Source organism: Paraburkholderia rhynchosiae (genome assembly GCF_002879865.1).
Taxonomy (GTDB): domain Bacteria; phylum Pseudomonadota; class Gammaproteobacteria; order Burkholderiales; family Burkholderiaceae; genus Paraburkholderia; species Paraburkholderia rhynchosiae.
In genome coordinates this window covers 182,139-203,945 of record NZ_PNXY01000010.1, presented here as the reverse complement: position 1 = coordinate 203,945, position 21,807 = coordinate 182,139, and the positions used below count along the sequence as shown (strand labels likewise).

At 63.4% G+C, this 21,807-nt stretch carries 20 protein-coding genes; 14 read left to right on the top strand and 6 right to left on the bottom strand.

Annotated elements, in window-relative coordinates:
- Window positions 1-162: 162 nt before the first annotated feature.
- Window positions 163-4,791: a DEAD/DEAH box helicase gene (locus C0Z16_RS16565; RefSeq protein ID WP_102633199.1), complete on the bottom strand. Its 4,629-nt coding sequence runs from the start codon at window positions 4,789-4,791 to the stop codon at window positions 163-165.
- 265 nt (window positions 4,792-5,056) lie between these two features.
- Between C0Z16_RS16565 and C0Z16_RS16560 the strand changes: the two genes are divergently transcribed.
- Entirely contained in the window at window positions 5,057-6,106 is a 1,050-nt protein-coding gene (locus C0Z16_RS16560) for an aldo/keto reductase (RefSeq protein ID WP_102633198.1), read from the top strand.
- 1 nt (window position 6,107) lies between these two features.
- On the opposite strand, the gene C0Z16_RS16555 is transcribed toward C0Z16_RS16560, so the two are convergent.
- The 3 genes from C0Z16_RS16555 to C0Z16_RS16545 all read right to left on the bottom strand — a co-directional run bounded on the left by C0Z16_RS16555 (window position 6,108) and on the right by C0Z16_RS16545 (window position 8,680).
- Window positions 6,108-7,439 (bottom strand): cation:proton antiporter, encoded by a 1,332-nt coding sequence (locus C0Z16_RS16555; RefSeq protein ID WP_102633244.1) that lies wholly within the window; start codon window positions 7,437-7,439, stop codon window positions 6,108-6,110.
- 132 nt (window positions 7,440-7,571) lie between these two features.
- On the bottom strand, window positions 7,572-7,982 hold the full coding sequence (locus tag C0Z16_RS16550; RefSeq protein ID WP_102633197.1) for a DUF3175 domain-containing protein: 411 nt from the start codon (window positions 7,980-7,982) through the stop codon (window positions 7,572-7,574).
- 182 nt (window positions 7,983-8,164) lie between these two features.
- A complete protein-coding gene (locus tag C0Z16_RS16545) occupies window positions 8,165-8,680 on the bottom strand; it encodes a PRC-barrel domain-containing protein (protein ID WP_102633243.1) in 516 nt (171 codons plus the stop codon).
- A gap of 398 nt (window positions 8,681-9,078) precedes the next feature.
- Here C0Z16_RS16545 and C0Z16_RS16540 point away from each other — a divergent pair, with 398 nt between their 5' ends.
- Window positions 9,079-9,378 carry a hypothetical protein gene (locus C0Z16_RS16540; RefSeq protein WP_102633196.1) on the top strand — a complete coding sequence of 100 codons (300 nt, stop codon included), beginning with the start codon at window positions 9,079-9,081 and terminating at the stop codon, window positions 9,376-9,378.
- Window positions 9,379-9,407: 29 nt separating this feature from the next.
- On the opposite strand, the gene C0Z16_RS16535 is transcribed toward C0Z16_RS16540, so the two are convergent.
- Window positions 9,408-10,721 carry a DNA topoisomerase IB gene (locus C0Z16_RS16535; RefSeq protein WP_102633195.1) on the bottom strand — a complete coding sequence of 438 codons (1,314 nt, stop codon included), beginning with the start codon at window positions 10,719-10,721 and terminating at the stop codon, window positions 9,408-9,410.
- A 152-nt stretch (window positions 10,722-10,873) separates the two neighbouring features.
- Here C0Z16_RS16535 and C0Z16_RS16530 point away from each other — a divergent pair, with 152 nt between their 5' ends.
- The 6 genes from C0Z16_RS16530 (at window position 10,874) to C0Z16_RS16505 (ending at window position 14,237) form a co-directional block, all read left to right on the top strand.
- Window positions 10,874-11,218, top strand: coding sequence for a chemotaxis protein (locus C0Z16_RS16530; RefSeq protein ID WP_102633194.1), 345 nt, complete (start codon window positions 10,874-10,876; stop codon window positions 11,216-11,218).
- Between the two features lie 204 nt (window positions 11,219-11,422).
- On the top strand, window positions 11,423-11,974 hold the full coding sequence (locus tag C0Z16_RS16525; protein ID WP_102633193.1) for a type 1 glutamine amidotransferase domain-containing protein: 552 nt from the start codon (window positions 11,423-11,425) through the stop codon (window positions 11,972-11,974).
- Between the two features lie 63 nt (window positions 11,975-12,037).
- The gene (locus tag C0Z16_RS16520; protein ID WP_102633192.1) at window positions 12,038-12,604 is read left to right on the top strand and encodes a DUF4142 domain-containing protein; all 567 of its coding nucleotides are present in this window, start codon (window positions 12,038-12,040) and stop codon (window positions 12,602-12,604) included.
- Window positions 12,601-12,945: a DUF1488 family protein gene (locus tag C0Z16_RS16515; RefSeq protein WP_102633191.1), complete on the top strand. Its 345-nt coding sequence runs from the start codon at window positions 12,601-12,603 to the stop codon at window positions 12,943-12,945. The genes C0Z16_RS16520 and C0Z16_RS16515 overlap by 4 nt, the downstream gene beginning before the upstream one ends.
- 80 nt (window positions 12,946-13,025) lie before the next feature.
- Entirely contained in the window at window positions 13,026-13,607 is a 582-nt protein-coding gene (locus C0Z16_RS16510) for a hypothetical protein (RefSeq protein WP_102633190.1), read from the top strand.
- 180 nt (window positions 13,608-13,787) lie between these two features.
- Window positions 13,788-14,237, top strand: coding sequence for a PA2169 family four-helix-bundle protein (locus C0Z16_RS16505; protein WP_102633189.1), 450 nt, complete (start codon window positions 13,788-13,790; stop codon window positions 14,235-14,237).
- A gap of 124 nt (window positions 14,238-14,361) precedes the next feature.
- Here the strand turns inward: C0Z16_RS16505 and C0Z16_RS16500 are convergent, their stop codons facing one another.
- Entirely contained in the window at window positions 14,362-14,700 is a 339-nt protein-coding gene (locus C0Z16_RS16500) for a BON domain-containing protein (RefSeq protein WP_102633242.1), read from the bottom strand.
- A 495-nt stretch (window positions 14,701-15,195) separates the two neighbouring features.
- Here C0Z16_RS16500 and C0Z16_RS16495 point away from each other — a divergent pair, with 495 nt between their 5' ends.
- From C0Z16_RS16495 to C0Z16_RS16470, 6 genes are all read left to right on the top strand, one after another.
- On the top strand, window positions 15,196-16,677 hold the full coding sequence (locus tag C0Z16_RS16495) for an RNA polymerase factor sigma-54 (RefSeq protein ID WP_102633188.1): 1,482 nt from the start codon (window positions 15,196-15,198) through the stop codon (window positions 16,675-16,677).
- A 138-nt stretch (window positions 16,678-16,815) separates the two neighbouring features.
- Entirely contained in the window at window positions 16,816-17,994 is a 1,179-nt protein-coding gene (locus C0Z16_RS16490) for a pyridoxal phosphate-dependent aminotransferase (RefSeq protein ID WP_102633187.1), read from the top strand.
- Between the two features lie 152 nt (window positions 17,995-18,146).
- Window positions 18,147-18,875: a FadR/GntR family transcriptional regulator gene (locus tag C0Z16_RS16485; protein ID WP_102633186.1), complete on the top strand. Its 729-nt coding sequence runs from the start codon at window positions 18,147-18,149 to the stop codon at window positions 18,873-18,875.
- A gap of 197 nt (window positions 18,876-19,072) precedes the next feature.
- Entirely contained in the window at window positions 19,073-19,816 is a 744-nt protein-coding gene (locus C0Z16_RS16480; protein ID WP_102633185.1) for a (Fe-S)-binding protein, read from the top strand.
- Window positions 19,813-21,204 carry a lactate utilization protein B gene (locus tag C0Z16_RS16475; protein WP_102633184.1) on the top strand — a complete coding sequence of 464 codons (1,392 nt, stop codon included), beginning with the start codon at window positions 19,813-19,815 and terminating at the stop codon, window positions 21,202-21,204. Before C0Z16_RS16480 ends, C0Z16_RS16475 begins: the two co-directional genes overlap by 4 nt.
- Window positions 21,191-21,775, top strand: a complete 585-nt coding sequence (locus C0Z16_RS16470) for a LutC/YkgG family protein (protein ID WP_102633183.1) — start codon at window positions 21,191-21,193, stop codon at window positions 21,773-21,775. Before C0Z16_RS16475 ends, C0Z16_RS16470 begins: the two co-directional genes overlap by 14 nt.
- The last annotated feature ends 32 nt before the right edge of the window (window positions 21,776-21,807 follow it).

Genomic DNA, 21,807 nt, shown 5'->3' with positions numbered 1-21,807 from the left:
GACAGTCTTCATCATACTTAAAGACGGGCCCATTGTAGCGAAGCAGCCAAAATTCCGGCCGTAAAACCTGAATAGCGCGGGGGCTTCGCCTTTTCGCGCATGAACCGGTAAAAGAAGCAGCGCTTTAATCGCGACCTGGGCACACTTTACGCATTCGCAAAACTAGAACCGGCGCGTCAGCCAACTGCGCGCCCGCTCGCGTTCCACCGGATTCGCCTCGATCGACGGTTCGAACCAGAACGCGCCCGCCGCGAGCGTCGCCACAACGACGCCATCGCGATAGAGAACGCGGTTGCCCGCGACAGCCGGCACGCGTTCTCCCACCAACAGCGTGCCTGCGAGATTGAGCGGATCGGTTGCGCCGACGCACACAAAAGCACCATCGTTCGCATGCCGGCGAACTTCGCGCAGCAAAGGAATCGCTTCCGGTAACGCGAACTGCTCGCCGGCGAGTCCGTTCACGAAGCGTCCGCCGCGAATCACGCCGCGCGCTTCGAGCCGCTGGTAGACGCGCAGCAGATCGCGCCAGGGCGGCAGCCAGTCGGCTTCGCGTTCGAGCAAACGCCAGAAGACGACGCCGTAGCGCCGTAGCAACGTCATCGCGACATGTTCGAGGATGTCGGGCGGCAACTGGCGGCGCTGCGGCGGTGCATCCGTTTTCACGGCAGGTTCCGCGTTTTCTGCAACGGCGTTGCGCCGGTTGACGAGTGCCCAGCGTCCCGCGTCGTCCATGCCGCCAATCAATGCGGTGGCTCTCATGCGTCGGCTGCCCGAATACGCATTGCGTTTGGCGGCCGGCTTCAGCAATGCGCGCAAGCCTGCGAAGCTGTCCGAATTGACGAGGCCGGCCGCCACCAGTTCGCCGAGCGCATTTTCCAGTTCGATACGCAAGACGCGAAGTTCGTGCAGCAATTCGTCGAAGAACATTGCGCCGTGTTGCGACAGCACGTCATGCACAGACTGGGCGCGCGCCGACAACTCCGGTTGCCGCGCCGGATCGATCAGTGCGCTCCACGTGCGCACCTGTGCGCGCGGCAACAGCACGATAGGCGTACTGCGCACCGGGCCCGCGGTGCTGCGAGAGCGTTCAGTCAGCCGGGTCCAGACGATCTTGCCGGCCCGGCATAGTTCGTCGAGCGAAGTATTCGAATACGCCTTGACGCGCGCGGGCAGGATGTCTTCCTCCCACGCGCTTGCCGCGGCCTGGAAGCCTTCCATCTGTTCGAGCACGGCGGCGAGCGCGTCGCGTCCTTCGCTGCGCGTGTCCGGCGTCAGGTGCTGCCATTCGAACAGGAAGCGCATGAAGTCGTGCCGTTCCACCGGCTCGATTTCCCGACGCAAACGTTTGACGGTGTAGCGGTGTATCCGCGCGAGAAGGTGCCGCTCGCACCATTCTTCGTCAGCGGTCTGCGGCGTGAAGCGGCCGCGCATCACATAGCCTTCCGCTTCGAGACGGCCAAGCGCCTGTTCGATCGATGTCTCCGGCAGCCTCAGCGCGCCTGCAATCGCGCTGACGGGCAGCGGACCGAAACCCGTCAGCCGGGCGCGCAGCACGTCGAGTAAGGCGTCGTCGGCGGCCCACGTTTCAGAGTAGCCTTTCGGCGCGGTGAGCGCCGGGGTGAAGCGGGCGCCGTTCGCTTCTCCGCCTTTCTCCCTGCCGCCTTTCGTGTCCGGATAGAGCGCGTCGAAACACGTCAGACGTTCGGCGGGGAGCCACAGTGCGGCATCGGCGGCAATCTGCAAGCGAGTCGCGCGGCCGGATTGCGCGAGCGACGCGAGCCATGCCGGCCAGCCTTCATTGTGCTGCGCCTCGGCCTCGGTGATGCACGCGAGACCCATCAGCGCTTCATGCATTTCATCGAGGCTGCGTGCCTGCGGCCACGCTTCTTCCCGCACGCTGGCGATCGCGTCGGCATCCAGCGCGCCGAGATCGTCGGCGCTGGCCGGATCGGTCCAGCGGCGATTCAGCACGGCTTGCGTGCGGCGTTCCTCGATCGGCGCGTCGTCGAGATAGGCGTAGGGCTTGGCGGTCAGAATTTCGGCGGCGAGCGGCGACGGTGCCGGCAGATCGCGCGCCACGAGACGCACGTCGCCGCTTTCAATACGGCGCAGCAGCGCGATCCAGCGCTCGCTGTCCATTGCGTCGTGCAGGCAGTCGTCGACGGTCTGGTCGACTAACGGATGGCGCGGCAGTTCGCGCTCGCCGACCACGTTCTCCAGACACGCGGCCTGTTCCGGAAAGACGCTGGTGAGCAGATCCTCGCTGCGCATGCGTTGCAATTGCGGCGCCGTTTTGCGTCCGCCGGTGTAGCGCGGCAGGCCGAGCGCGGTGGTCGCATTCCAGCGCCAGCGCACACCGAAAAGCGGCGCGTCGAGCAGCGCCTGAATCAGCAGATGCTCGGCGCTGTTCGAATGCAGATAGCGCCACACTTCATCCAGTACGAATGAATGGCTGCCGGTCAGGGACAGCACGATGGCGTCCTCGGTCGCGGCGGCTTGCAGTTCGAAATTGAAGGCGCGGCAAAAGCGCTTGCGCAGCGCGAGGCCCCACGCGCGATTCACGCGACTGCCGAACGGCGCATGGATCACGAGCTGTGTGCCGCCCGATTCATCGAAGAAGCGCTCCATGACGAGCGTGTCCTGCGTCGGCAGGACACCGAGCGCGGCGCGTGCCCGCGCGAGATAGTCGACGATCTGACGCGCGGCGCCTTCGTCAAGACCGAGTTCGGAGATGAGCCAGTCGATCGCGCGTTCGAGACGCGCGGGCATTAGGTTAGATGCATCGGCGGTTTCGCTAGTCAGGTTTTCAACGGCGGTCGCCTTCGAAGCGTTGTTGTTCGCCTGAGCTCGCGCTTGCGTTTGCATTAGCGGCGCCGTCGCCGCCGTCGCCGCCGGATCGTCCGGGGCGAGCAGACGCGCAATCTGCTCCCGCAGGCGCGCGACGCCGAACGACAGTTCGTCGCTGCGCCCCGGCGCTTCGCCGAGCCAGAAAGGAATATTGGGCGGCTGGCCTTGCGCGTCCTCGACCCGCACGCGGCCGCTTTCGATCCGCAGTATCCGGTACGACGCGTTGCCGAGCTGGAACACGTCGCCAGCGAGACTTTCGACAGCGAAGTCTTCGTTGACGGTGCCGATATTGATCGCCTGTGGTTCGAGCACCACCGCATAGTCGGCGTTCTCTGGAATCGTGCCGCCCGACGTGACCGCGACGAGCTTGCCACCGCGCCGGCCGCGCAACGTGCCGCTCACCACATCACGATGAATGTACGCGGCACGCGGTCCATGACGGCTCGTGTAGCCTTCGGCGAGCATGCGCAGCACCGCGTCGAACTGTTCACGTTCCAGGTCCGCGTACGGCGCGGCGCGTCGCATCAGGTCGAACAGCGCATCCTCGCTCCATTCGGCGCTCGATACCTCGGCGACGATCTGTTGCGCGAGCACATCGAGCGGCGCGCGCGGAATGCGCAGCGCGTCGAGTTCGCCGCGCCGCACGCAATCGAGCAGCGCCGCGCATTCGATCAGATCGTCGCGCGAAGTCGGAAAGAGCCGCCCTTTAGGCAGGCCGCCGACATGGTGGCCCGACCGCCCGACGCGTTGCAGGAACGGCGCGATTGCGCGCGGCGAACCCATCTGGCAGACCAGATCGACGTCGCCGATATCGATGCCCAGTTCCAGCGAAGCCGTGGCGATCAGCACGCGCAGTTCGCCGCGCTTGAGCCGCTGTTCGGCATCGAAACGATGTTCTTTCGCGAGACTGCCGTGGTGCGCGGCGACGGCCTCCTTGCCGAGCCGCTCGGTCAGGTGACGTGCCGCGCGCTCGGCCATGCGCCGCGTGTTCACAAAGATCAGCGTCGTGCGATGCAGCGCGACGAGTTCCGCGAGACGGTCGTAGACGCGCTCCCACACTTCGTTCGGCATGACCGCTTCGAGCGGCACCGGCGGAATTTCCAGCGCGAGATCGCGCTCACGGATGTGCCCCACGTTGACGATCGCGCAGTCCGCGGGCGCACCGCTTTCGATACTGCCGCCGCCTACGAGAAATCGTGCCACCGCGCTCACCGGTTTTTGCGTCGCGGACAGGCCGATGCGCGGCAAGCGCCGCTGACAGAGCGCGTCGAGACGTTCGAGACTGAGCGCGAGATGGCTGCCGCGCTTGCTGCCGGCAAGCGCATGAATTTCGTCGACGATCACGGTACGCACCGTGGCCAGCATGCGTCGGCCCGAATCGGAGCCGAGCAGCACATAGAGCGACTCCGGCGTCGTCACGAGAATATGCGGCGCGCGCTTTTTCAGCGCGTTGCGTTCCTGCTGCGTGGTGTCGCCGGTGCGCACGGCCGTGCGGATATCGAGCGGCGGCAGGCCGCGCGCATCGAGTTCCGCGGCAATGCCTTGCAACGGCATCTGCAGATTCAGGCGGATGTCGTTTGACAGCGCCTTCAACGGCGACACGTAGACCACCAACGTTTCGTCGGGCAATGCGCCGTTGTTCGCGAGACCTTGCTGGACCAGATCGTCGAGTGCGGAAAGGAACGCCGTGAGCGTTTTGCCCGAACCGGTCGGCGCGGCTACCAGCGTCGGACGGCCGCGGCGAATCTGCGGCCAGGCGGCGGCTTGGGCGTCGGTCGGCGCGGGGAAGGTCTTCGCAAACCAGCCGGCAACCGCGGGATGAAAGCCCGCCAGCGCGCCTTCCGCCGCGGCGCGATCTGGCGCTGGCGAAGCGGTGGCCGCGCGCGGCGTGGCGGCTGGCGTGGTTGGGGTGGCTGTAGTGGCGAGCGTGGTGGCTGAAATCATGCGTGTTTAGTTGGGGACGTAACGCGTCATATCCAGAGAACGGTAAACCCGCGCGTTGCGCCAACAAACCGCAGAACGGCGGGCGGCGGAATGGCGAACTCCCGCCGAATCAGAAAGCCAGTCTGGCAGGTTTCCGCGGATTTTGCCAAGCGGTGCGCTTGCAACTACGGTTCCCTTGGGCGAGGGTAGCCAGCCTGCTGGAACTCGCCAATTGCAGTACTCTTTACGGCTCACCTGTCCACTCATCTGCGATGGAGGTTCGACAATGCGATACAACCAGCTTGGCCGTACCGGTGTCTTTGTTTCCGAATTATGTCTGGGCACGATGACCTTTGGCGGCGGCGAAGGCATGTGGAAGCAGATTGGCGATTTGCAGCAGGCGGACGCGGAGCGGCTCGTCGGCCGGGCGCTCGACGCGGGCATCAACTTCATCGACACGGCCGACGTCTACGCCGAAGGCCTGTCCGAGCAGATCACCGGGCAGGCGCTGAAAAACCTCAAAGTGCCGCGCGACAAGGTCGTGGTGGCGACCAAGGTGTTCGGCCCGACCGGCGAGTTTCCGAACGCGCGCGGCGCGTCGCGGTATCACATCATCGACGGGATGAAGGCGAGTTTGAAGCGCCTGCAACTCGATCACGTCGACCTGTATCAGATCCACGGTTTCGATCCGGCCACGCCGATCGAGGAAACCGTGCGCGCGCTCGATACGCTCGTGCAGCACGGCCATGTGCGCTATGTCGGCGTGTCGAACTGGGCCGCGTGGCAGATCATGAAGGCGCTCGGCATTGCTGAGCGTTTGGGGCTCGCACGCTTCGAGACGCTGCAGGCGTACTACACCGTCGCGGGCCGCGACCTCGAACGCGAACTCGTGCCGATGCTGCAAAGCGAAGGCCTGGGGCTGATGGTGTGGAGTCCGCTCGCGGGCGGCCTGCTGAGCGGCAAATACGGGCGCGAGCAGCAGGGCGAGGCGGGCAGCCGCCGTACGACGTTCGACTTTCCGCCGGTTGATCGCGAGCGCGCGTACGGCTGTATCGATGCGATGCGCGAGATCGCCGAAACCAAACGCGTGTCCGTGGCGCAGATCGCGCTCGCTTGGCTGCTGCATCAGCGCGTGGTGACGTCGGTGATTGTCGGCGCAAAGAAAGTCGAGCAGCTCGACGACAACATCGCGGCCACCGGCGTCGCGCTCACCGCCGATGAACTGGCAAAGCTCGATCAGGTGAGCGCGCTGCCCGCCGAGTATCCGGGCTGGATGCTGGCGCGGCAAGGCGAGGCGCGCCGCAAGCAGTTGGACGACGCGCGCCGTCCGGCGTGAGCTAACTTTCGCTGCGGCGCAACCGGCGATAACGGTTCATCAGCGGCGTCGCTGACACGCCATGAATCACCACCGAGGCCGTGACGACCGCGAGCGCAAGGGGCACGAGCGGTTTCACGTCGGCGGTGGGGCCGTGTTCCAGCGAATAAGCGAGGTAGTAAAACGAGCCCACGCCGCGAATGCCGAACCAGCTCATCAAGCGCCTCTGCGTGGGCGCGGCCGCCGAGCCGAGCAGCGACAACTCCACCGACGCGGGCCGCACGAGCACGAAGAGCGCCACGGTCAGCGCAAGCGCCTGCCAGGTGAAAAGCGGCGCATCCAGCGTGGCGAGCACGTTGCCGACCATTGCCATGATGATCACTTCGGCAATGCGTTCGAGCTCGATCGTGAAGCCTAATACGGACTCCGTCATAAATGCATGCGCTTTCTCGGGATCGGACGCAGTTGCTTCGACATCCTCTGAATCGACGGTGCCGATGGTTTCGCGCGGCGAGTTTTCGCCACTGGCACGATGTTCGACGCGGCGCATCGACACGCCCGCCGCGAACACCGCAAGAAAGCCGTAGGTCTGCGCGAGTTGTGCCGCACCGAACGACAGGCCGATGAGCCCCAGCGCGAAAAAACCTTCGAGGCCCAGCGCATGAGCATGGCGCGTGCGCAGCCAGGCCACCGCGTGCGTCGTCACCCAGCCGAGCAGGGCGCCAATCGCAATCGCGCCCAGCACGCCCCATATAGCGGTGCCGGCTAGCTTCAGGTTCAGTACGTCGCCCGCCTGTGTACCCATGTTGGCTGCGTGCGCTGCGCACAACGCGAGACCCACCATCGCGAAGGGTAGCGCGATGCCGTCGTTCAGGCCGCCTTCGCCCGATAGCGCGAAGCGCAGGAGGTCGTGATCGTCGGGGTCGTGCACCTGGACGTCGTGGGCCAGCACCGGATCTGTCGGCGCGAGGATCGCGGCCAGCAATACGGCCGGTCCCCAGCCGAGATGCAGCACGTACACACTGAAGATCGTGAGCAACGGCACCGTCGCCAGCATCGCGAGAAAGCCGAGACGCAGCGGCACCATCCACAGTTTGTCGAGCATGCCCACGCGCAAACGCAGTCCGATGGCGAACAGCGACACCAGCAGCGCAACCTCGGTGACGGTGCGCAGCAGATGCGCGTCGGCAATCATGTCGAGACGCAGCAGATCGAGGCCGGGCGGCCCCAGCGCGTAGCCGATCACGACGTAGAACATGGCGGCGCTGACGGGCAGCCGCCGTAGTGTCGTTGCCGCCACGCCCATGAAGACGAGCACGGCACCAACAATGAGAAACCACAAAGTTTCGTGCATGAGCATCCGGTGAGGGCCGGCATGCGGATTGATCCCACATGCCGCGACGGGTGGATGGGGCGCGAAGCCCAGACGCGTCACCTCAACGCATATCGACGCGCATGAAGGCGCGTCGAGTCGCTACAGACCACTTCAAGGCGCACGTCCGAACGCTTCGCGCAGCTTGCGCTTGGCTTGCTCCAGCGTTGCGCGGCGGGTTTTCGGCAGGTTCCGGCCCGCGCGGTTGATGTAGAAGTTAAGCATAGACATCGCCGATTGAAACGGCGTGCCTTTGCGCCGGCGGCTTTTCGTCGACGAGTGTTTCAGCGATTGGGCAATGTCTTCGGCGTTGCCGCTTTTGAAGATGTCGTGCTCGAGATCCATGGCGTCGCTGGTTTCCATCACATGATGCGACCATTTGCGCGAACTCTTGCCACCGCCTGCGCGCGACGCCTTCGCATGTTGCGCGGCATGGGCCTGCGCGTGGCGTTGACGCGGCGGACGTCCTGATTTGCCGCGCGCCTTTGGGCGTCGGGATTTGCTGGTGGTCTTTCTGGTCGCCATCGGAGTTGCCTCCCTTTCAGGTCGTGTTTGCGTCGGTCGTGCTTGCTGGTCCGCGCCCTCCGCGAGGCCTTCGTACACTGAAAGTTAAACGCGCCGGCCGCCGCGATGGCGGCATGCCGGCGCGTCGTGAGCACGCGTCATGAAGCGCTTTAGCGCCTCACGCCCTTGCAACGGATCGCCGCTTACAGCTTGACTCCGCCAGATTCGGGCGCATCCGACGAACCGGCCGGAAGGTCGCCTACGCCGACGTCATCGCGCATATCGAACCGGTCGCGGCTCCAGTACGGCTCGCTGCCGTAGTACTGGTGCACGGACGTGGCCCATGTCTGATCCGCCATCGACGGCCAGTGGTCCTTGTCGAACCCCGGTGCGCTTTTCACGCGTTCCGCCGTCATGTTCAGCACGAAGCACTTCTGCTCGGTGTCGAGGGTGAGCGCGCGCCAGGGAATGGCGAGCAGCTTGTCGCCGATGCCGAGGAAGCCGCCGCTCGAAAGCACGGCGTACGCGATGCGGCCGGAACGGACGTCGAGCATGATGTCCTTGATCTTGCCGATGTCCTCACCGTCACTGCTGAGCACCCTGTTGTCGTCGAGCGTGTCTGCCGCCATCACGTCCGGCCCGGGACCTTCCGCCGTCGCACTTCCTTTTCCGACGATACGTGCGCCTTCCGTGCCTTGCGTCTGACTTTGCATGACCATGATGTGCCTCCTTTGCAGGTTAGGGGTGAAGAACGATGCAGCAACGAGCGTTCCTCGCGGTTTCGAAAGCGCTTGCGATGCGCTGAGGGAAACACCTTCGCGCGCGTTGCCCGCAAACGTGCAGGCCCGCACGTGAAGCCGGCGCATGGTGGTGGCATGGTCGCGGGCTGACGCGCGACACACGCCGCCGTCACGCGTAAATGATGCGTGTGCCGTTGAAATTCCTGCGGCCGCCGGGCGGCCGCCACGGTGTGGGAACCGATAGTCGGGCGGCATGTCAATTGCTCGAAAAAAGTTGAGCATCATGAATCCGGTGCAGCGAAAACGCATCACATCTCCCTGCGCCGGCTGTATCGATGCGGCGAAGCAGGCATCGACGCATCGCGGGAGATACGATCATGACCCAAAAAATTCATTACCAGGCGAATATCTGTGGCGGCGACTTCACCCACGTGCGGGAATGTTTTGATGACTGGAAATCGCAGACGCTCGTGTATCGCAGGAATCAGCGGATGTTCGAGGGGAAGCAGGAAGTCAGGCCGTTGACGGAGCGCGTGTTCCCCAACGGAGAAGTGGCGCATGAAGCGCTGGAGCGCGTTTGCGATCCGGGCGATCCCTATGCGCTCGCTGCGGAAATCCGCGATGGCGAGCGTGACGTATGGCTCGTGATGGCCGCTTTCAAAGAAGAGGAAAAATAATTCGTTGCCCGAAGTAATAAAGAACGACCCTATCGCGCCACTGGTTTTTCATCTTGCGGTGCGGACCCGGCAGGAGCGCTCGCGGTCCGCCGCGTTGTTCGCGCGCCGGTCTTGGCAGCGGCTTTCCCACTGGTTTTCGCCGCCGCTTGCTTGCGAATCGCGCGCGACTTCTTCAGCAGCGTCGTAATTGAGCCGTTGATGCTGTCGGCAGCTTCGGTCTCGCGTAGCTTCCGGCCTTTCGCGCCTGCTTCGCGCGCGAGTTTGGCGGCGCGCTTCTCCGCATGCGCGAGCAGCGAGGCAAACGCCACCTCGTCCACTTTGAGGCCACGGCGCGCCTGGCCGGGCGGCAAGCTTCGCAATTCGTCGGCTTCGAAGGCATTGATGATCGCCGGATGGATGTAGCAACGCCGGCACACCGCCGGTGTGTTGCGCAGCAAGCCCGCCACTTCCTTGACGGTCGCAACGATATGGCTGCGTGCTTCCGCGGCGCTGCCGCACACGAGGCGCCTTAGCGAGGCGAGCGCATAGACGCTGCCGGCCCACGTTCGGTAGTCCTTAGCGGTGAAGTCCGCGCCGCTTGCACGACGCAGATAATCGTTGATGTCGGCCGAGCCGACAGTACGGCGCGTGCCGTCTTCGTCGAGATACTGGAACAGGTCATGACCTGGCAGTTCCGCGCAGCGCCGCACGATGCGTTTGATGCGCGCGTCGTCGACGGTCACGTCATGTTCGATGCCGCTCTTGCCGCGAAACTTGAAACGCAGTTGTCCCGCTTCCACCTTCACATGCTTTTTGCGCAGCGTCGTCAGGCCATACGACTGGTTCTCGCGCGCGTACTCGACACTGCCGATGCGAACCAGCGTCGTATCGAGCAGGCGCACGACAGCCGCCACGACCTTGTCGCAAGGCATGCCCGGCAATTCGAGATCGTGCGCTACGCGGGCGCGAATCCTCGGCAAGGCTCGCCCAAATTGCGCCATGCGTTCGTACTTGTCGGCGTCGCGCGTTTCGCGCCAGCGCGGGTGATAACGGTACTGCTTGCGCCCGCGTGTGTCGCGGCCGGTCGCCTGAATGTGGCCGCGCGGGTCCGGGCAGATCCATACGTCTTCGTACGCGGGTGGAATCGCGAGCGAGTTGATGCGCTGGATTTCCGCCTCGTCGTCGATGCGTTTGCCTTCAACGTCGAAATACGCGAATCCGCCTTTCTCGCGCTTGCGCGTGTAGCCGGGCTTGCTGTCGTCGGCATGGCGCAAGCCAGGTGGCATCGCGGCTGGCGCGACTGGCTTCTCGCTGTCGTTGGCCGATGCGTGAGCGTTGTGAGTCGTGCTGTTCGTCGTGGCCATCTTTGCAGGTAGAAGTTTCAAGCGTGAAGCGCGCGTTGCGCCCGTGATGGCCCGAAGCAAAGGCAGTGCCCAGCGCTGCAGCCGCCCACACACGGGCGGAACAGTCCTTGCGAACCAGGTCATACGTATCGACACTGCAAAAGGAGAGCGCTATGAGCAGCACGCTGAATCCCGACGAAGAGCCGCAACAGGTCGTCAAACAAACCTCCGGCACGACGGGCGCGTTGGGCCCGAGCGATTCGTCCGATAGCGGCAGCGATGTCGCCGGTGCGAAGCGTCACGAGTTCGACGTCGACACGGAACTCGACAATCACGCGCTCGAAGCGGGCGACGCGGAACTCAGCAGCGACACCGATCGCGCCGGCACCGGCGAGCGCGCCGCAGCGGACGGCGATTCGACGCTCGATCCGGATCGGGACATCGAACCGGACCGCATCGTGACGCCGTCAGCTGCTGACGATGACGACGGCCTCGACGAGGACCCGAGCGGTCTGTGAGCCGTTTTAGCGGTTCAGTAGAGTCCGCCTGCAAAGCCCGTCGCAACGGGGCGCTGCGCCGCGCCTCGGGCGCCGGGCACGCGCTTTGCTGCGACGTGATTAATGATGGACCAAGGGGCCAAAGGGCATCAAGCAGCGCACCAAGCAGCGCACCAAGCAGCGCTCCATGCGCGCGGCCCCGCACTTGATTGAAGGAGAGAACGCATGGCTAACAGCCTCGACGGTCTGAAGGTAGCCGTACTCGCGATGGATGGTTTCGAACAGGCGGAACTGATCGAGCCCAAACGCGCGCTTTCTGAAGCCGGCGCGACCGTGCATGTGATTTCAGCGAAGGCCGGCAAGATCCAGGGCTTCAAGCATGTCGACAAAGGCGACACGGTCGAGGTCGATTCGACTTTCGACAAAGCGAGCGCGGACGACTACGACGCCGTCGTATTGCCAGGCGGCGTAGTGAACGGCGACGCGATTCGTCTGCTGCCGCAGGCTCAGGCATTCGTCAAAGCGGCCGACAGTGCGAAGAAGCCGATCGCGGTGATTTGCCACGGCACGTGGCTCCCCGTGTCGGCGGGAATCATCAAGGGCCGCACGGTAACGAGCTGGCCGAGCCTGCAAGACGATATCCGTAACGCGGGCGGCACGTGGATCGATCAGGAAGTGGTCGAAGACAACAATCTGATTTCGAGCCGCAAGCCCGACGACCTTCCCGCATTCAACAAGGCATTGATCGGGCAATTGTCGAAACGCAAGGCTGCATGAGCGGGCGAGTTGCAAAGGCAAGCGAGAAGGCCTCGGTGACTCCGTGAACCAGGGAGAAAATGCATGAAACCACGGTATTCCCTACAAGTGATGACTGTTGCGCTAAGTCTAGGCGCGGCGTCGGTCGGCGCGGTGTATGCGCAGGCGAGCGACGCCCCCGCGAGCGACGCGCCCGTCACCGGCACGAGGCTTTCGCCCGCGGATCAGCAGTTCATTCAGGACGCTTCGAAAGCCGACGCCACGGAGATTGCGGCCAGCAAGGTCGCGCTGAAGAATTCACGCGATCCGCGTGTGAAGAAGTTCGCGCAGCAGATGATTACCGATCATACGAAGCTCGCTCGCAGCATGGCGGCGCTCGCTGCGAAGCAGAGGCTCGACGCGGTGCCGGCCGCGGACTCGGCTCTGGTCGGCAAACTGCAGACGCTCAAGGGCCAGCAGTTCGACGAGGCGTACGTCGAGCAGATTGGGCTCGAAGCGCATCAGCGAGCGGTCGATCTGTTCCAGCAGGAGAGTCAGAGCGGCACCGACTCGCAACTGAAGGCCGCGGCCGCACGCGCGCTGCCGATCATCAAGCATCATCTCGAGATGGCGCAGCAACTCGCCGGCGCAATGAAGGGTTCGTCATCATGAACGCAATCCTGCCGCGTCCTGCCTATGAGGATTCCCTTATGCAGATCACTTTTTCCGACGATAAGCCGATCTTCGACGGAGCGAATCTGACGCTTCGATTCATGGCCAGCGTGGAAGGCGAACCGGTTGTCTGCGCGATTACCGTCGAAGCGCTGGAAGATCATTTCGGCGCCGAGTCGCCGCTCGAAAGCGCATTGATGGAGGCCTTCGACAAAGGCCGCAACCGGATCCGTTCGGTCTGCGCCGAGGCGCTCGACCAGAACAACGGCGAGGGCGTAATCTTGCATAGCGGATTGTTCAGAGTGGAAGGCATGGAACCCGACCGCGGCACGGCGGCCTAGCGCCGCCGCCCGTTTCTGAAGGCGCACCGCAACTCGCGAGCGCCGTCCGTCAAAACGCTATCACGATGCAAGGAGGCCTTATGTCGCTCATCGTCGCAGCACGCTTTACGACTTTCCCTGCCGCGGAAGAAGCGGCGCAAAAACTCTTTAATGCCGGCTTTGTAGAAGAAGACGTCACGCTGTTTTTCGTCAATCCGCGCGGCCAGCATGCGCGTTTTCCGATTGGCGGCGACATCGGCACCGATGCGGGCGCGAAGGGCGCACCGAAGGGTGCGGGCCTCGGCGTGACGATCGGCGCCGTGGCGGGCGCGATTATCGGCGTGGGTATATTCGCGGCGTTCTCGGCGCCGTTGCTCGTTTCCGTCATAGCGGCGGGCGTCGGCGCCTATATCGGCTCGCTGGCCGGTGCGATGTGGCGCACACGTGATAACGGTAATGGGGGACTCGGCCCCGCGTTTCATCACGAGGCGCGCGATTCCGGCGTGCTGGTTGCGGTGCACGTGTCGCCGGATAATCAGCTCGACGCCGCGCGGGTGTTGCGCGAAGCAGGCGGCGTCTCCATTGAACGCGCGACGGGCCGCTGGCAGCAAGGCCGCTGGGCCGACTTCGATCCGCTGCGGGACCCCGTGCCGCTCAACGAGTACAACGAAAATCGCGCTTGATGCGATTGGATGCCGAAGTATGCAGCGCTCGACGCGACGCTCCGGGCACGCCCCATGCGAAGTAATCGACGAACCCCGTTGCCATATGCAGCAATGACAAGCTGGCGACAGGCGCGCAGCAAAACATGCGCGAATGCCGGCGACGGATTCCACGATTAACGAAATCCCTGGAGGTATTGAATGGCTACGAACGTTGTTTCCGTGCTCAACGATCTCATCGAAACGTCGAAGGATGGCGAAAAGGGCTTTCGCAAGGCAGCCGAAGATGCGCGCGACCCGCAATTGAAGACGATATTCCTGGCGCGTGCCGAAGATTGCACACGCGGCGCACGTGAGTTGCAGGATGTGGTTCAGCGTTTGGGAGGCAAGCCGGAAACGGGCGGAAGCGTGAGCGGCGCGCTGCATCGCGGTTGGGTCGACATGAAGTCGGCCGTGACGAACCGCAGCGATCACCAGATTCTTGTCGAGGTCGAGAAGGGCGAGGACGTCGCGAAGAAGAACTATCACGACGCGCTGGAAAAGGAATTGCCCGCGGACGTGCGCGCGATTGTCGAGCGTCAGTACCAGGGCGTGCTGCAAAACCATGACCGCGTGCGCGATCTGCGCGACCAGTATGCCGCGAAAAGCTAACGGCTAAAGGCCGGGCTTCGAGACCCGGCTTCGACGAAAAAAGCCGTCCGCATGCTCACACGCGGACGGCTTTTCCATTCGCTCGACGCGAAAGCCAGAACTGGAGTTGGAGTTGCAGTTGAAGTTATTCGGCAGCGATTTTGAGGCGGTTCTTCACGCTGCTCACGCCCTTCACACCTTCCACGACTTCCTGGGCAGCAGATTTGTCGTTGGCGGAAGGCACCGTGCCCGTGAGCCACACGACGCCCTTACGAGTCTTCACGTGGATATGCGTCGATTTCACGTTCTTCGCGCCCAGCAGTTCTGCCTTGACCTTGGTGGTGATGGTGCCGTCGTCGATGTGCTCGCCGATGGTTTCTGACGAGGCCCGCGGAGCCGAGGCGCTGGTTTGCGCAGTGGCGTTAAGGGCGAATGCAACACAAGCGATGCTGCCTGCGGTCTTCAACAGTTGGATGGTCTTCATGGTTTCTCCTTCGGTGTTGATGAAAGTGCGGTCTTGTTGCCTGCGGTCGATCGCGGCCAAGGCCGCCGATGACGCGCGTGGGGTCGTTGCCGCTACGGCCCCGTCAGGGCCCGTTATCGACACCGGCCGGGTCCTCACAGTCGCTGCGCGAATCCGCGGCGGGATGCAAAGACACTCGTCCGTCCACATGCTGCTGAGGTGCAAAGTCTGTGCCTGCGCGCGTGCGTTGGTGGCAGCAATCGCGCAAGTGCCGCTCGTGTCGTCGCTTTTCTGCTGATGAATAGAGGAAAGCACCGATAGAAAAGGGCTCTATCGCTAGTGCGAAGTCCAACCGGAATTTGCCGGGTCGCTTGTAAAAATGGCTTCGGAAGGGGGCGCAATTGGTGGGCCTGAAAAATACAAAGCGTAGGAAAAACAGCGCGTTGCGAAGCCTGGTACAGGTGTTGCTGTATTCACGTCACCCTTCATCTTCAGCTTCCACGGGACCTCAACACGATGCCTTCAATCGAACTTCGCACAAGGCAGTCTCTTGCACTCACGCCGCGTCTGCAGCAATCGGTGCGTCTGTTGCAGCTATCGTCTCTGGAGTTCCAGCAGGAATTGCGAACTGCGCTCGACACGAATCCGTTCCTCGAATACGACTCGTCAGATACCGAGGACGTCGCGCTTGCCACTGCAGCGCCCGGCGAAGAGTCCGGCGCGCTGCCTGCCACCGATGCGGTTGCGACAGCGGAGCCGGATGCGTTGCCGGCTGAAGCGGTCACAGCAGAGACGCTCGATAGCAGTGGCCCTGACGACATGCCCGGCGATTTTTCGGGCGACTACAGCAGCCGCAGTTCGGCGCGCCAGAACGGCGACTCAGACGGCAGCGATCCCGCCGAATGGGCGCGCTCGCAACCGACATTGCGCGAGCAGCTACATGACGCGCTACGTCTCTACCGGCTCGACGACCGCGATCGCGCCGTCGCGCGCTTCATCATCGAGGCGCTCGACGACGACGGTTATCTGCGCCAGGACCTCGCCGATCTCGCCGGCAGCGTCGATCTCGACCCCGAGTTGACGGAAGAGGAATTGCTCGTGGCACTGCGCCTCGTGCAGTCGCTCGACCGGCCGGGGCTCGGTGCACGTTCTCTGTCCGAGTGTCTGTTGCTGCAGGTGAATGCGTTGCCCGCCGACACGCCGGGGCGCGATGTCGCGCGGCAAATCGTCGAGCATCATCTGGAACGGCTCGCGCGTCGCGAGCAGGCCGAACTGCAAAAGCAGATCGGCTGCAGTGCTGACGAGTTGCGCGTGGCCTGTGCTCTGGTGCGCAAGCTCGATCCGAAGCCAGGCAACTGCTATGGCCGCACTGAGGATAACTACGTCGTGCCGGACGTGATCGTGCGTCAGGTGCGCAACAAATGGGTCGTGACGATCAACCCGGCGGTTCAGCCGCGCGCACGGATTCATCGCATGTATGCCGAACTGTTTGCGCAGTCGGCGGGTGCAAGCCGTTCGCCGCTCGCCCAGCAGCTTCAGGAGGCGCGCTGGTTGATCAGGAATGCGCAACAACGCTTCGACACGATTCAACGCGTGGCCGAGTGCATCGTCGCGCATCAGAAGGCGTTTTTCCAGTACGGTGAAATCGCGCTCAAGCCGATGGTGTTGCGCGATGTCGCCGACGAACTGGGTCTGCACGAATCGACCATCTCGCGCGCGACCGGCAACAAATATATGGCCACGCCACGCGGCATTTTCGAATTCAAGCATTTTTTCCCGCGCGAGCTCGGCACCGAAAGCGGCGGCACCTGTTCCGCCGCCGCGGTGCGGGCGCTGCTCAAGGAAATGATCGCCGCGGAAAATACACGCGATCCGCTTTCGGACGTGACGCTTGCGAAGATGCTCGCCGACCAGGGCGTGCTCGTCGCGCGCCGCACTGTCGCGAAGTATCGTCATTTGATGAAGGTGCCACCGGCGGAGTTGCGCCGCCAAGTCTGAACTTGCGGCGTCCGTGCAAGCAGGGGCTCCACTGAAGCGCCACGCGAGGCTGTCCGCCCGCATGGCGCTTTTTCGTATCTGGACGTTTCGCGCGCACCCATTTACATTGGCGGGTCAAATCAGAAACGGGTGAGCGCGATGAAGTATTCGAGTCGGGTCGAGGGTTTGCAAGGGCGGCGCACGTCGGCATGGGAGATTCATCGCGTGGCGCAGCAGGCGGCCGCGAATGGCGAGGACGTCATCGTGCTGAGCGTGGGGGACCCCGACTTCGCGACGCCCACGCCGATTGTCGAGCGCGCTATCGAAGCCTTGCGCGGCGGCGATACGCATTACAGCGCGGTGTCCGGCCGCGATCCGCTGCGCGCGGCGATTGCCGAAGAGCACGCGCGCATGAGCGGCTGCGCCGTGAGCGCGGCGAATGTGATTCTCACGGCGGGCGCGCAAAACGGCGTGTTCGCCACGTCGCTCTGCCTACTCGAAGCGGGCGACGAAGTGGTCGTTCCGGAGCCGATGTACCTCACCTACGAAGCTTGCGTGCGCGCCGCAGGGGCCACGCTAGTGCCGGTGCCGGTCGATCCCGCGCGGGCGTTTCACCTGGACTGCGATGCGCTCGAGCGTGCGGTTACGCCGGCCACGAAGGCGATTTTCTTCGCCACGCCGTGCAATCCGACCGGTGTCGTGATGCCGCGCGCTGACCTCGAACGCATTGCGCGGCTCGCGTGCGAGCACGATCTGTGGGTGCTGTCCGACGAGGTCTACGCCGATCTCACGTTCGAGCGCGAACACCTGAGCATCATGTCGTTGCCCGGCATGGCCGAGCGTACGGTCACGCTCGGCAGTCTGTCCAAATCGCATGCAATGGCGGGGTGGCGCGTGGGCTGGGCGATCGGGCCCACGCCACTCATCGAACATATGGGGCGGCTCGCGCTCGCCATGCTGTACGGCCTGCCGGGTTTCATCCAGCAAGCCGCGTTGACGGCGCTGCGGGAGAAGGCGCGCATCGTCGCGGAGATGCGCGACATCTACCGGCGCCGCCGCGACGTGGTGTTCGAGCGTTTGAGCCGCATTCCGCGACTGCGCTGTCTGCTGCCCGAAGCCGGCATGTTCATGATGGTCGACGTAAGCGGCACGGGCCTCGATACGATGGATTTCACGTGGCAACTGTTTCGCGCGCAAGGGGTGTCGGTGCTCGACGCCAGCGCTTTTGGCGAGACCGCGAGCGGTTTCGTGCGGCTGGGCTTTGTCGTCGATGAAACGCGTCTTGCCGACGCATGCGAACGGATTGCGGCGTTTGTGGCGGCATTGCCGTTGCGTTGAGACTCGTGGATGCGCGCTCGCGCAGGCTAATTTGTGCGAGCCGCGCAACGGTATAATTCACCCGCCTCGCGTGCGCCGCTAACCGTTCCGCACCGTCGCTAACCGTCGCTAACGAACCACCCTGAACAATCCGGCTTTGTCAGCCGCCGCCTATGCACTTTCGCCCGATCCAGTCCTTCACGCGCAAACGGCTGTCCGATGTCGTAGCCGACCAGATCAAGCAACTGATCTCGGACGGCACGTTGATGCCGGGCGACCGGCTGCCGGCTGAACGCGATCTGGCCACGCAGCTCGCCGTCTCGCGGCCTTCGTTGCGCGAAGCGCTGATCCGGCTGGAGTCGGATGGATATATCGCCACCTCTGGGCGGGGCGGCTTTATGGTGGTGGACCTGACTGCGCCGATCATCTCGAAGCCGCTCGCGGAGCTGCTTCTTCAGAATCCGCGTACCAGTGCCGACATTCTCGAGTTGCGCCAGGGGCTCGAATCCATTTCGACGGTGTATGCGGCTGAGCGGGCCACCGCCGCCGATCTTCGCAAGATCAAGGCCGCGTTCGAGGCATTGAAGGCGGCTTCGCTGTCGCAAGACCGCGTGAATCTCGCGGAACTCGATGCTGCATTTCATCTCGCGATTGCCGACTCCACGCACAACATCGCACTCGCGCATGTGATGCACGGCATTCATACGCTGATTCGCGAAGGCATGCGCCAATATCATCGGCTGATCGATTACGACGAGGTGATGGAAAAGCAGCTGATGAGCCAGCATCAGGCCATCTACGACGCCGTTATCGCGCGCGACGCGCAAAAGGCGCGCAAGGCCGCCGAGCGTCATCTGGCCTTCGTGCGCGAGATCTATCAGGAAGACGCGGCGAAACTGTAGGCCTCGTTCGGAACATTCGATTCACCTTCACACCGTTGGATCGGGACTGACGCTCGGGGCGGTTCGCCGCCGCTCGCCAATTGCGCTGACGATCTTCCGATTGACACGCCGAAGCGACTTCCTTATATTTTGGTCAGACCAAGCATACCAGCCTTACTGGCGGTGTCTCCGTATGCCGCTTTACCTTCGATGAGCCTATGAAAGTCGCCCTCTTTATTCCGTGCTTCATCGACGCGTTCTATCCCGAGGTCGGCATCGCCACGCTCGAATTGCTCGAACGCTTCGGCATCGAGGTCGACTATCCGCAGGAGCAGACCTGTTGCGGCCAGCCAATGGCCAACAGTGGCGCGCACGCCGAAGCGGCCGGCGCCGAGCGCGTGTTCGCGCGCAACTTCGCGGGCTACGACTACATTGTCGGACCGTCGGCGAGCTGTATTCATCATGTGCGTGAGCATCTAACCGCCATCGATCAAACCGATGATGTAAAGAAGGTGCGCGCGAGCGCTTATGAGCTCGTCGAGTTTCTGCACGACGTGGTCGGCGCGCGCGAATTTCCTTGGGCCGAGTTTCCGTATCGCGTCGGCTTGCATAACAGTTGCAGCGCATTGCGGCATCTGAAGGAAGCATCGGTGTCGGAAGTAGCGGGCACGCCATTTTCGAAGCCGCGTGCGTTGCTCGAAGGTGTAAAGGGCATCGAGTTCGTGAAGCCGTCGCGGCCGGACGAATGCTGCGGTTTCGGCGGCACGTTCTCCGTCACAGAAGAGCCGGTGTCAGTACGCATGGGGCAGGACAAGGTGCGCGATCATCTGAACGCCGGCGCGCAATACATCGTATCGGGCGACATGTCGTGCCTGATGCATCAACAAGGCTGCGCGGAACGCATGAAAGCCGACGCGCGCTTCATCCACATCGCGCAAGTGCTGAACGGAGCGCGCGCATGAGCCGGATCGACCACGCAAGAGCAGCCGGCCAGTTCATCAAAAAGACGGAGCACGTTGCGTTTCACGACAGGCGTCTATGGGATTTGCGTGAGAAACGCGACGCACAGGCGCACGGCATTGCCGAATGGGAGACGTTGCGAGAGCTTGCATCAGGCATCAAGGAACACACGCTATCGCATTTGTCCGAGTACCTCGAACAGTTCGCGGCGGCGGCCGAGGCGAATGGTGTGGTCGTACATTGCGCATCGACGGCCGAAGAGCACAACGCGCTCGTGCACAAGATCATGTCGGAGCGCGGCATGACCACGCTTGTCAAAAGCAAGTCCATGCTCACCGACGAATGCAAGATGCGCGAATATCTCGAACCGCGCGGCATCACGGTGATGGAAACCGATCTGGGTGAGCGCATCCAGCAACTCGATCATCAGGACCCGAGCCATATGGTGGTGCCCGCGGTGCACAAACTGCGCGCGGACGTCGCCGAACTGTTCGGCCGAACCATCGGCACAGACCCGAAAAACAGCGACATTCATTATCTCGCCGAAAGTCAGCGTATGAATACGCGCCCGTATTTCGTACGCGAGAAAACGGCGGGCATGACCGGCTGCAATTTCGCGGTAGCGGAGACGGGCACGGTCGTGGTGTGCACGAACGAAGGCAACGCGGATCTTTCGGCGAATGTGCCGCCATTGCATATCGCGTCGATTGGTATCGAGAAGCTGATCCCGAAGGTCTCCGATCTCGGCGTGTTCATTCGCATGCTCTCGCGTAGCGCGCTTGGTTCGCCGATCACGCAATACACGTCGCATTTCCGCGCGCCGCGTCCGGGCGCCGAGATGCATTTCATCCTGGTCGATCATGGCCGTTCCGAACGGCTCGCGATGGAAGACTTCTGGTATTCGCTGAAATGCATTCGCTGCGGCGCGTGCATGAACACGTGTCCCGTTTACCGGCGCAGCGGCGGTCTGTCGTATGGCGGCACTTACTCGGGGCCGATTGGGGCGATCATCAACCCGACGTTCGATCTGAAGCGCTATAGCGCGCTGCCGTTCGCGTCCACGCTCAACGGCAGTTGCACGAATGTATGTCCGGTGAAGATCAATATTCACGAGCAGATCTACAAATGGCGCACGGTGATTGCCGAGCGTCACGAAGTGCCTTTCGTGAAGCAGGAAGTGTTGAAGATGGCCGGGCGACTGCTCGGGAGCTCGACGCTATATCGCGCGACGGTGGCGTCCATGAGCGGCGCATTGCGGCGGCTGCCGAACTTCGTGCTCTATAACCCATTGAATATCTGGGGCAGGCAACGCGAATTGCCGGAGGCACCGAAGCAGACCTTCCACGCCTGGTACAAGCAAAACCGAGGAGGTGGCGATGGCAACGCGTGAGGCCTTTCTCGCGAAAGTGCGCCAGGCGCAACCGGCGGCGCGACCGCGGCCCGACGTGCCGTTGTTCAGCGCTGTCGGCGGCGATCTGCGCGCGCGCTTTGCCGCCGCATTGCAAATGATGGGCGGCGCGTGTGTCGAAGTCGCGGCGGGCTCGGACGTCGCCGGCCTGATCCGCGAGCGATTCGGCGCGGCGGTATCGGTCGCATCAGCCACCGCCGAAGTGCCCGGCACGCGTGCGCTCAGAGCCGATACCGAACCGGCCTCGTTGCAGGACGTCGATGTCGGGGTGGTGCGTGCGCGCTTCGGCGTCGCCGAGACGGGCTCGGTGTGGTTCAGCGAACGCGAGTACGTGGTCAATGCGTTGGGTTACATCGTGCAGCATCTGATTGTGCTGCTCGATCCAGCGCAACTGATCGAAGGTTTGCAGGACGTTTACCGCCGCGATGATTTTCGTGACGCGCGTTATGCCGCGCTCGTGACGGGGCCCTCGGCGACGGCGGACATCGAAGGCGTGCTGATTCGCGGCGCGCAAGGCGTGCGCTCGTTGACGGTGGTGTGGATCGCGCCCTAAGGGAAAGCGCTCGCGGTGACGGCAAGGGAGTT

Coding starts and splice junctions, on each gene's coding strand:
- C0Z16_RS16565 (WP_102633199.1), bottom strand. CDS start 4,791: ATGATTTCAGCCACCACGCTCGCCACTACAGCCACCCCAACCACGCCA.
- C0Z16_RS16560 (WP_102633198.1), top strand. CDS start 5,057: ATGCGATACAACCAGCTTGGCCGTACCGGTGTCTTTGTTTCCGAATTA.
- C0Z16_RS16555 (WP_102633244.1), bottom strand. CDS start 7,439: ATGCACGAAACTTTGTGGTTTCTCATTGTTGGTGCCGTGCTCGTCTTC.
- C0Z16_RS16550 (WP_102633197.1), bottom strand. CDS start 7,982: ATGGCGACCAGAAAGACCACCAGCAAATCCCGACGCCCAAAGGCGCGC.
- C0Z16_RS16545 (WP_102633243.1), bottom strand. CDS start 8,680: ATGGTCATGCAAAGTCAGACGCAAGGCACGGAAGGCGCACGTATCGTC.
- C0Z16_RS16540 (WP_102633196.1), top strand. CDS start 9,079: ATGACCCAAAAAATTCATTACCAGGCGAATATCTGTGGCGGCGACTTC.
- C0Z16_RS16535 (WP_102633195.1), bottom strand. CDS start 10,721: ATGGCCACGACGAACAGCACGACTCACAACGCTCACGCATCGGCCAAC.
- C0Z16_RS16530 (WP_102633194.1), top strand. CDS start 10,874: ATGAGCAGCACGCTGAATCCCGACGAAGAGCCGCAACAGGTCGTCAAA.
- C0Z16_RS16525 (WP_102633193.1), top strand. CDS start 11,423: ATGGCTAACAGCCTCGACGGTCTGAAGGTAGCCGTACTCGCGATGGAT.
- C0Z16_RS16520 (WP_102633192.1), top strand. CDS start 12,038: ATGAAACCACGGTATTCCCTACAAGTGATGACTGTTGCGCTAAGTCTA.
- C0Z16_RS16515 (WP_102633191.1), top strand. CDS start 12,601: ATGAACGCAATCCTGCCGCGTCCTGCCTATGAGGATTCCCTTATGCAG.
- C0Z16_RS16510 (WP_102633190.1), top strand. CDS start 13,026: ATGTCGCTCATCGTCGCAGCACGCTTTACGACTTTCCCTGCCGCGGAA.
- C0Z16_RS16505 (WP_102633189.1), top strand. CDS start 13,788: ATGGCTACGAACGTTGTTTCCGTGCTCAACGATCTCATCGAAACGTCG.
- C0Z16_RS16500 (WP_102633242.1), bottom strand. CDS start 14,700: ATGAAGACCATCCAACTGTTGAAGACCGCAGGCAGCATCGCTTGTGTT.
- C0Z16_RS16495 (WP_102633188.1), top strand. CDS start 15,196: ATGCCTTCAATCGAACTTCGCACAAGGCAGTCTCTTGCACTCACGCCG.
- C0Z16_RS16490 (WP_102633187.1), top strand. CDS start 16,816: ATGAAGTATTCGAGTCGGGTCGAGGGTTTGCAAGGGCGGCGCACGTCG.
- C0Z16_RS16485 (WP_102633186.1), top strand. CDS start 18,147: ATGCACTTTCGCCCGATCCAGTCCTTCACGCGCAAACGGCTGTCCGAT.
- C0Z16_RS16480 (WP_102633185.1), top strand. CDS start 19,073: ATGAAAGTCGCCCTCTTTATTCCGTGCTTCATCGACGCGTTCTATCCC.
- C0Z16_RS16475 (WP_102633184.1), top strand. CDS start 19,813: ATGAGCCGGATCGACCACGCAAGAGCAGCCGGCCAGTTCATCAAAAAG.
- C0Z16_RS16470 (WP_102633183.1), top strand. CDS start 21,191: ATGGCAACGCGTGAGGCCTTTCTCGCGAAAGTGCGCCAGGCGCAACCG.